This is a genomic window from Mobiluncus sp. (assembly GCF_985070215.1).
In genome coordinates this window covers 18,741-27,979 of record NZ_CFKZQR010000026.1, presented here as the reverse complement: position 1 = coordinate 27,979, position 9,239 = coordinate 18,741, and the positions used below count along the sequence as shown (strand labels likewise).

The window sequence follows — 9,239 nt, the reverse complement described above, 5'->3', positions numbered from 1 at the left end:
CCCCCCTCCCCCCGGCCCCCCCGCGCCACAAACCTCAGGGGGGGGGCCCCACCAGACCCCCCAAACCCCCCCCCGCCGATGAGACCGACGGCCCCACCCAAACCACCCAGCCAAGCCCCAATCTGTAACCCGACCTGCGCCACGGCGCTAAACAGACGATTGGCTGAAATTTGGCGATATTCCCCCAGCCGATTCAACCAAAACGTCCAAATGGAACTCAAGGAAGTAACCGTGACATACAGGGCGGCAAAAATCAGCAGCGGGGCGACCTGTGGCCAGACATGGCTCAGCGCAAAGGTCGCCACCACGCACCCGGCCAGGAAAATGACCGAAAAAATCACGTTAATCGTCACCGCCAGGCGCACGACCTGTTTCGCTTCCCGGTCAGTATCTGGCAGCATGATGGCCGGATCGTATCGTCCCGCCGCGAGCACCGCGCCGATTGAACCGATAGAAACAATGATGGAAAGCACGCCGAAATCGCTGTCGGTATAAATCCTGGCCAAAACCAGGTAGCCCAGCAAGGTAATCAGCTGAGCCCCGCCGGTGCCGCCCAGCATAGTCAGCACATCGGTGAGGACTCGGTGGCGGCCGAGCCAAGCCCGCAGTCCGGAGGTGTCTGCGGTCGAGGGCGGTGCGGCCGGAGCCTCGTGTTCCCCAGGGTTCCCCGGCTTTTCCGGGTTTGGCCCGGCTGGGGACGCGGGAAGCTCAGCACTCATGGTGTCAGTCTAGCGTAGAATCAACCGTGGACAGATGGTGCCGAGTTAGTGCTGCGATGCTGCACAGGTACCACGTAAGTGCCGCTAAAGAAAGGAAACGCCGTGAAAATCGCTGTTGTGGGAATGGGAAAGATAGGCCTGCCGCTGGCGACCCAATACGCTGCAAAGGGTCACCAGGTCACGGGGGTAGACATCAATCCGCATACAGTTACCGCCATCAACAGTGGGAAGGAGCCGTTCCCCGGGGAGGCTCACCTGGGCGAATACCTGGCCAAGCTGGTTCCCGCCGGGCAACTGCGCGCCACCACGGACTACGCCGAGGCGATTCCCGGAGCTGACGCGGTGGTCATCGTAGTGCCGCTGTTCGTCAACGACCAGACCTGGGAGCCAGACCTCACGATTATGGACGCGGCCACGACTTCGGTCGGGGAAAACCTCACCGCCGGCACGCTGGTCAGCTACGAAACGACCCTGCCGGTGGGCACGACCCGTCACCGCTTCCAGCCGATGCTTGAAAAACTCTCCGGTCTGCGCGAGAGCCAGGACTTTTGGATGGTGTTTTCCCCAGAACGGGTTCTCACCGGACGGGTGTACGCTGACCTGCGCCGTTACCCGAAACTCGTGGGGGGGCTGAGCGCGGAAGGCACCCGGCGAGGAATCGAGTTCTATCGCGCGGTGTTGGATTTTGACGAGCGCCCCGACCTGCCCCAACCGAACGGCGTGTGGGATATGGGCAGCGCCGAAGCAGCTGAAATGGCGAAACTGGCGGAAACGACCTATCGGGATGTCAACATCGGGCTGGCCAACCAGTTCGCGCGTTTCGCTGATAGCGCCGGGATTGACGTGATGAAGGTCATCAACGCCTGTAACTCTCAGCCGTATTCCCACATTCATCGTCCCGGTATCGCCGTGGGCGGGCACTGCATTCCGGTCTATCCCCGGCTCTACCTCTCGACTGATCCTGACGCAACGGTGGTGCGTTCTGCCCGGGTGGCCAACTCGGAAATGCCGGCTTACGTGGTGGAACGTCTCTCACAAGCCCTGGAAGAGCGGGGTACGGCGCTTTCGGGAGCTACCGTGGTGGTGCTGGGTGCGGCCTATCGCGGCGGTGTGAAAGAAACCGCGTTTTCCGGCGTGTTTGCTACTGTCGCGGAGCTTTCGCAGCGTGGGGCACACGTGGTGGTACACGACCCGATGTTCAGTGATGAGGAGCTGCGCGGGTTTGGCTGGGAGCCCTACCACCTGGGCGAGCCGGTCGAGGCCGCCATTCTCCAGGCTGACCACGCCGGATATCGGGAACTGTCCGCGACGGACTTGCCCGGAGCAAAAGCGATTTTTGACGGCCGTGGTATCCTCACGCCCTCGCGTTTCCCCGCCGCACGCTACCTGCGAGTCGGTGGCGGCGCCAGCGCAGACAGCGACGCGACCGCGGCTTTTGCCAACGCGAAACTGGCGACCGACGCCTAAAGTTCGCGTTACCAGCCTGCGGCGCGATATCCTTCCAGAACCCCGGTGAGAGCAGCAGTGGGTGAGTGAAAGCGCTGCACCCAGTCACGGGTCAGTGGGCGCTGCGAGACCGGAGTCTGCAGCGCCGCTAGCGTCAGTTTCGCGATTGTTTCGCTGTCCATGGGATCCAAGGCGGTTCCGCCCCAGACAGGAACGTCAACCAGTGAAGGGTGCGAGGCGTCATACCAAGACGGATTCAACGGCGCGATGAGCGGCACGTCCTCCGCCAGCGCTTCTAGTTCAGAGGCGCTGAGAATCCCGGCAGTTTGCCCGACACAGGCCGCCGCGTCCCGGATAACCTGGCGGTATTGCGCCCCCGGTAGTTTTGGAATCAGGCAGACTCCGGCTTCCCGGGCTGCATCCATCAGCTGCGAGTCTCCCCATTGCAAACCGACCAGCGCAACTGACTGGGGCAGCCGCGCGCGCAGACACTTTGCTGCCTCTACCTGGGTATTTCCCCCCTTCACGGCTTCCCACCGGGAAACAAAGAAAACATAGGAACCAGTGGAGCGTGCTTTACAACGATAAGGATTAATTGCGGTCGGGCAATCCAGGTCCACCGGCACCGGAATCAGCCGCGCTTCCGGCCGCCAATCTGTGAGATGTTCACGCAGGTCAGGAGTGGAATAAAACACTTGGCGGGCGTGGGCTACCGCGTCATGAATCCGGTTGGTATAGGCAGGTTCGTAGCGACGTGAGCGAATATCCGTGCCGTGCAGATGCAACACGTAATCCCCCAAAGCCCAACCCACGTGAGGCAGTGCCATCGCCGAATGCAGATGTATGCGAGGACGAGACAACTTCGCACCCCATAAACGCGCCTCCCACCAGGCTCCGCGCCAGGCTCGACCCAACGTTTGCGCCACCGGGCTCGCGGTCTGTGGATTTTGCGCCAGGGGTAGCACGCGCCAGGCTCGCCCAGTCTCATTCGCGGCGCGAGCCAGCAGGGTGGCGGTATGCGCCGGGTCACCCAGGTGTAAGACCTGCAGATAATCCTCACTGGATTTGCTCACGTTGACTCCTCTCGATGAAACGATAATACCAGCGCTGTTTTTTCCTTCGGGCGGTATGATGTGACCATGCCCAATGACCCTAGAATCCTGGTGATTTCTTTCTCAAACATTGAAAGTGACGCGCGAGTACTGCGCGAGATTAGCGTGGTTGCCAAACACGGTCACGTCACCAGCTTGGGCTACGGGCCAAAGCCCGACTATGTTAGCGAACATATCCAAGTGCCCGACTCGGCGAAATCTTTGCCGCAAACCCCTCTGGGGGTTTTGCAGCTGGCCCTGCACCTGCATAACCAGGCAGAACTGGCGGCACCGGGAAACCGGTACGCATTACGGGCTCTATCAGACCGGACTTTTGACGCCATCGTCGCCAACGACGCTAGAGCCCTGCCCCTAGCTTTCGCAATCGCCCGGCACAACCAGGCTCCAGTGTGGGCTGACCTCCACGAATGGGCTCCGGGGGAGCGCACGCATATTGCCTCGTGGCGAATCTTGGTCAAACCCCTAATGGAGCACATTTGCCGGAAATATTTGCCCCAAACTGCCGCCGCGACCACGGTCGGAACCGAAATCGCCAAACTTTATGAGAGCCATTACGGGGTGCGACCCCGCCTGTTGATGAACGCGGCTCCCTACGCGGATTTGCAACCCACGCCCGTACCTGACGGCGTCATCCGCCTGGTGCATTCCGGCGGGGCGGTATTCGGGCGCAACATCGAAGCCATGATTGAGGCCACCATCCAAGCCGGATCGCGTTTCACTCTGGATTTGTACCTGGTTCCTGCCGGAGACGGAGGAGCTTACCTGGAAAAACTGCGCGAAGTCGCGGGGAGCAACCCGCGGATTCGCTTCCATGATCCGGTGAAGCCCTTTGAACTGCCGGCCACCCTCAACGCTTATGATGTAGGCGTTTTCTGGATTCCCCCCACGCACACGAACGCCCGCTTGACCTTGCCGAATAAACTTTTCGACTTTGTCCAAGCCCGGCTGGCCGTAGCAATCGGGCCAACAGTCGAAATGGTCAACGTGGTCAATGAATACGGGCTCGGGGTGGTTTCTGAGGATTTCAGTGTGCCCAGCATCGTGGCTGCCCTGCAAAGTCTGACCCCCCAAGCAATTACCGGCTACAAGCAAGCCGCCGCCGCTGCCGCCGACCCGCTGTCTTTTCAATCCCAGTCGAAAGTCATTGACGAAATCCTCGATGCTTTCCTGAAAACCCCACCAATCGCTGGCTCGAAAGGAGCCGCCCACGGTGACTGACGTTTTGGTACTGGCCGGCGCGACACTGGTAGCCCTGGTCTACCTGCTGGCGCCGGGGCTGACGGTGTTGTGGGGTTTGGGGGTTCACGGGGCTTTGCGCGTTGTGGCCGCTCCGGCGGTGAGCTTGGGAGTGTGGGCCGGGGCGACTTGGATTGCCATCGGGCTGCACCTGCCGTGGCGGGCGTGGCTGGCGTTGCCGCTGCTGGTGCTCATCTGTCTGCCTTTCGTGGTGGGTAGGCTGTGGACGTTGCGCCGAGAGTCAAGAGCCGTCTGGCCCCGAGTTCCTTCTACCGGCGTTTCTGGCGGTCTGTGGGCAGTTTTCGCTGGCTGCGCCGCGCTGTCGGCGCTGCCCTACCTGGTAGCGACCCGTTTGGCGACGCGGGTGCCCCAAACCTGGGACGTGGTGTTTCACCTGTCCGGGATTCGCTATACGCGTGAGTTTGCCTCCGCCAGCCCCTGGGTCACGTTGGCTCCCATGAACGAAGGGGTCGGGGCGTATTACCCCAATATCTTCCATAACCTGGTGGCGCTGCTGCCCGGCTCCCCGCTACAGTCTTACGCGGGCGCGATGACGGCCGTGCTGGTGCTGTGGCCGGCCGTGCTGGGGCTGTTTGCCCTATTGGCGCTGACGTCCTGGAAAGGCGCGGGCGAGGTCAGCCGAACCACCGCGGCCCTGACTGCCTTGGGTGCGGCCACCAGCTCGACCTTCACCGCCAACTATATGGCGAACCTGGCCACCCCGCCCTACACCTTCTCGCTTATAGCAACCCCGGGCATGGTGATTTTTGCCGTGGCCATCTATCGTCTGCGCCCCGCCCCGGTGAAGTATCCTCGCCACGAGACTGCCGGAACCTCTCCCGACACACCCGAAGACACCCCTTCTGCCAGCCAAACGGCACGGCGCTGCGGGCAAAAAGTCCGCGGAAGCCTCCGCCGCAGTCTGCTGTCCTCCCAGCTCGCCCCGTGGATGAGCCTGGGTTGGCTGGTGGGACTGGCCGGTCTGGGCTGCACCCACCCGGCTGCGGTGTTCAACTTGGTGCTGCTGATGTTCCTGCCGGCCTTGGTGCTGGGGTGGCGCTGGTGGCGGGGCTGGCAGGTGTCCCGAGTGGTAAAGCTGTTCGTGCCGCTGGCCATTGCGGCCGTGCTGGGGGTCGGGTTTTGGCTGGTGATGGTGCCTCGCCTGGTTTCCATGTCGAAGTTTGCCAACCCGCATAACCACACTTGGGACATGACCTGGCGGCTGTTGGTGGATTACCCGAAAGGCCCGTTCTTTGCGGGTTTCGGGCTGGGTGGCGCGATTTATACGGTGGCAGCGGTGGTGGCAAGCGTGTGGTTGGTGCGTCAGCGCCGACTGCTGTGGCTGGTAGGCGGGCTAGTCGTGAGCACGGCGTTTTTCCTGCTGGCGGCCGGGCCGGTGTGGCCGGGATACTACCTCACGGCGCCGTGGTATCTGCAGTCCGGTCGGATTGCCCCGCTGGTGTTGATGTGTGCCTATCCTCTGGGGTCACTAGCCCTGTCGCGCGGTTTGGAACGGCTCGTCGCCATGCCTCGTTGGGTGTCGCGCCCGCAGGCCTATCGGTGGTTTTCGTGGTCACTTGCCGCGGTGGTGCTGGTCAGCGGATGCGGAGGGACCGTGGGGGGACGCCTCACGGTTATCGACGGTTCCTACGATCCGGCGGTCATCGTTCGCGGCACGATGGTCACGGCCTCAGAACAGGCGTTCATCGAACGGGTGGCTCCGACTTTGCCGCGCGATGCCGTCATTTGGGGCGCTCCGCAGATTGGCACCCCGTTTTGGTGGATTTTGGGTGGAGTCCACGTGGTGCGTCCCGCCATGAGCTACCCCACCGGGCGAGCCCTGGAAGTCACGAAAGACCTCTATGACGGCCAAATTTCCCCCGAAACTTGTGACTATCTAAAGGAACAAGGGGTGACCCACTATTACTCGGACAACGACACTTCTGCGGCCGGCTCGCGATACGGCACCTACATCTGGATGTGGAAAGAACCGAATGTAAAGTTTCGCCCGCCCCAGCACATGCTTCGAAAGATTGCGGAAAACGTGGTGGACACGGGGGACTACGAGTTCATCGGCCAGCGCCTGTATCGCGTCAACTACGACACCTGCCCCGGGCACGTGCGCTGAGCGGATTCGCACCCTCCGCGCTTGTCCAGTCAATACCAGTCAGTAGACCAGAACCGGCAACCCGGCCGAAGTAATGAGACATAATGGACAGTATGAAGGTTGCCATTGTTACTACTGAATATCCCACGATTGAATCTCCCAACACCGGCGTGTTTGTGCGCATGAATGCCCAGGCTATCGGGATGAATCACCAGGTGACGGTGGTGCATTTGCGTTCTGAAGCGGCTGGCAGTGAGGAAAGTCACTACGTGGATGCCAACGTGGAAGTGCGGGGCTTTCCCAATGCAATGCGCGCCCCGGAGGACTTCGAACGCGCTGCTCAAGTTGTTTACGCCCTAGCTCCAGGTTTCGACATTATTCACACGATGAATCAGCGTTCCTTGATTCCGTTTGGGTTGCCCGAGCGAGAGGAAGAACAGCTGGCATGTGCCTGGGTGCATACCGAGCCGTGGCAGCTGACCAGCCCGATGGACTGGCCTCAGGAAATCCTGCCGGTGGAGGAAATCCTGCTGCGTCCGGACGGTTTGATTGCCCCGGCGGTAAAAATGCTCGAGGATATTGCCTCCCGGCGATTCTCGTCCTACACCGCCGCGGTGCCCTACATTGTGCCGTCCCCCCTGTATCCTTCGCTGCCGCCACTCGAGGGGGTAGAAAGTTCTGTTCCCGCTGATAACGAGTTTGTCCCACGCCCGCGCGTGGCGGGTCAGTTGCGCCTGGTTTCGGTTGGTGCGGTCAACGCGAAACATCAGCCGGAAGTGGCGATTCGCACGGTGAAAACATTACGCGCCGCCGGGGTGGACGCGACCCTGACTTGGGTCGGTGAAGGGGTTGCGAAGATTCGGAGTCAGGAAAAGATTAAGGATCTGAAACTGGAGGAGTACGTGCGTTTTGTCTCCGCCAACGAGGTCGGAGTGATGGAAGCCCTCAATGCCGCGGATTTGTTCATTGGCCCCACCAAGGAGGAAAACTTTTACGTGCCCGCCCTCCAGGCCCTCCTGGCGGGTCGGCCCCTGGTTTTGGGTGAAGGCGCCCGCGATTTGCAGTGGATTAGCGCGGATACCGAACCGGTCGTGCGCATCGTGACGGAAAAGAACTCGAAGTTTTGGGCTGAGGCTTGCCAGGAGCTGCAGGCTGCTACCGCCACGATGGAGCCCCGCGAAGTCGCTGAAACTGTCGGGGACCGCTACTCGCCGACCGCCATCGCCGCGGAATACGATGAGGTCTATGCCGAAACCATGGCGGCCAGTGGATTTGCCCGCTAACCGGCCTGAGCTGCTTAGCGGGCGCGGAAAAACCCACTAAACTATTGTTGGCTGAAACAGCCACCGACTAGGGAGGGAATACACGATGGAATACCGCGAACTAAAAATTGCCGGCGCTTGGGAGATTACCCCCAAACAGTTCCCCGATGAGCGCGGGGCGTTCATGGAAATGTACAAGATGGACGAGTTCGCCGGGGTCGTGGGACATCCGCTAAACCTGGTGCAGGCGAACTGCTCCATTTCAAAAGCCGGGGTGGTGCGCGGGATTCATTTCGCGGAAGTGCCGCCTAGCCAGGCCAAGTACGTGATGTGTCCGAGCGGTGCCGTGTTGGATTTCGCGGTCGATATTCGCGTGGGTTCCCCCACGTTTGGTCAGTGGGATTCGGTGCTGCTGGAGGGCGAACATCGCCGGGCCATCTACCTTTCGGAGGGCTTGGGGCACTGTTTCGTGGCGCTGGAGGACAATTCCACCGTGGTTTACCTGTGTTCGGCGGGCTACAATCCGGGACGCGAACACGGGGTTTCCCCGGTCGACCCCGAGGTGGCGCTGAAGTGGCCGGATTGTGACTTGGCGGGCCGGCCGCTGCAAGTCATTCTTTCGGAAAAGGACACGGCCGCGCCGAGCCTGGCCGAGGCTCGTGAACAGGGCTTACTGCCGGACTACCAGGCGACCTTGGATTACGTGGCGTCTTTGGGTCGCTAACCCTATCCGAATATTTTTGAGGAGATGAAGGGATACTTGGTATCCATTTCCATGTTGTGCTCGCAGCGATCCCGAGGCCAGCGCACTTGATAGATTGACCCGTCATCGGTGAGAATCCACACTTGTGGGTGCTCCTCGTAGTACAGTAGGCAACCTTCCCCGGGGGCGAGAACCTGTGATTCATCGGCTTTGGCCAGGTCTTTTCCTAAAGTCGTGAGGGAACCCTCATACAGTTTGACCTCGGGTTTTTTGTCGGGGTCGAATCCGGTTACGTAGGCGGCGGCCAGTATTTTGTGCTTACCGTCATATTGAGCCAGGTGATTCCAAACCCAGTCCGTGAAATCAACGTCGTTCTCGTCAATAACTCTGTCTGCTGAAACCCTAGAGAGCAGATATTCGCCATAGTCGTTGGTGGGCAGGTTTGCTTTCCAATTTCCCGATTCGGTAGGAGTGGGGATTACGGGCGGCGGAGTAGCGATGTCAGGTGCAGTGGTGGTAGGTGTGGCGGCAGACTGTTCTGGTGTCTTGCTGGCAGTGGAGTGTTCGGACTGATTCGCGCAGGAACCCAGCGCTAAAAGGCACAACAGCGCCAAGACGGAGCCACTTAGCTTTTTCATGGCAAACACCTCTCAA

The 9,239-nt window shown here is 60.8% G+C and carries 8 protein-coding genes; 5 read left to right on the top strand and 3 right to left on the bottom strand.

The window, feature by feature from the left end:
• On the bottom strand, positions 1–719 hold a 719-nt coding region (locus AC5LBQ_RS06195; RefSeq protein WP_493264940.1), incomplete at its 3' end, for a lipopolysaccharide biosynthesis protein.
• Between the two features lie 102 nt (positions 720–821).
• Here AC5LBQ_RS06195 and AC5LBQ_RS06190 point away from each other — a divergent pair.
• Positions 822–2,186 carry a nucleotide sugar dehydrogenase gene (locus tag AC5LBQ_RS06190; protein WP_493264939.1) on the top strand — a complete coding sequence of 455 codons (1,365 nt, stop codon included), beginning with the start codon at positions 822–824 and terminating at the stop codon, positions 2,184–2,186.
• 8 nt (positions 2,187–2,194) lie between these two features.
• On the opposite strand, the gene AC5LBQ_RS06185 is transcribed toward AC5LBQ_RS06190, so the two are convergent.
• On the bottom strand, positions 2,195–3,238 hold the full coding sequence (locus AC5LBQ_RS06185) for a glycosyltransferase family protein (RefSeq protein WP_493264938.1): 1,044 nt from the start codon (positions 3,236–3,238) through the stop codon (positions 2,195–2,197).
• A gap of 66 nt (positions 3,239–3,304) precedes the next feature.
• Here AC5LBQ_RS06185 and AC5LBQ_RS06180 point away from each other — a divergent pair, with 66 nt between their 5' ends.
• The 4 genes from AC5LBQ_RS06180 to AC5LBQ_RS06165 all read left to right on the top strand — a co-directional run bounded on the left by AC5LBQ_RS06180 (position 3,305) and on the right by AC5LBQ_RS06165 (position 8,606).
• Positions 3,305–4,495, top strand: a complete 1,191-nt coding sequence (locus AC5LBQ_RS06180) for a glycosyltransferase family protein (protein WP_295027773.1) — start codon at positions 3,305–3,307, stop codon at positions 4,493–4,495.
• Positions 4,488–6,641: a DUF6541 family protein gene (locus AC5LBQ_RS06175; RefSeq protein ID WP_493264937.1), complete on the top strand. Its 2,154-nt coding sequence runs from the start codon at positions 4,488–4,490 to the stop codon at positions 6,639–6,641. Before AC5LBQ_RS06180 ends, AC5LBQ_RS06175 begins: the two co-directional genes overlap by 8 nt.
• 92 nt (positions 6,642–6,733) lie before the next feature.
• The gene (locus AC5LBQ_RS06170; protein WP_493264936.1) at positions 6,734–7,903 is read left to right on the top strand and encodes a glycosyltransferase; all 1,170 of its coding nucleotides are present in this window, start codon (positions 6,734–6,736) and stop codon (positions 7,901–7,903) included.
• An 85-nt stretch (positions 7,904–7,988) separates the two neighbouring features.
• Positions 7,989–8,606: a dTDP-4-dehydrorhamnose 3,5-epimerase family protein gene (locus tag AC5LBQ_RS06165; RefSeq protein ID WP_295027770.1), complete on the top strand. Its 618-nt coding sequence runs from the start codon at positions 7,989–7,991 to the stop codon at positions 8,604–8,606.
• A gap of 2 nt (positions 8,607–8,608) precedes the next feature.
• Here AC5LBQ_RS06165 and AC5LBQ_RS06160 read toward each other — a convergent pair whose 3' ends face one another.
• Positions 8,609–9,223 (bottom strand): hypothetical protein, encoded by a 615-nt coding sequence (locus AC5LBQ_RS06160; protein WP_295027769.1) that lies wholly within the window; start codon positions 9,221–9,223, stop codon positions 8,609–8,611.
• Positions 9,224–9,239: the final 16 nt, after the last annotated feature.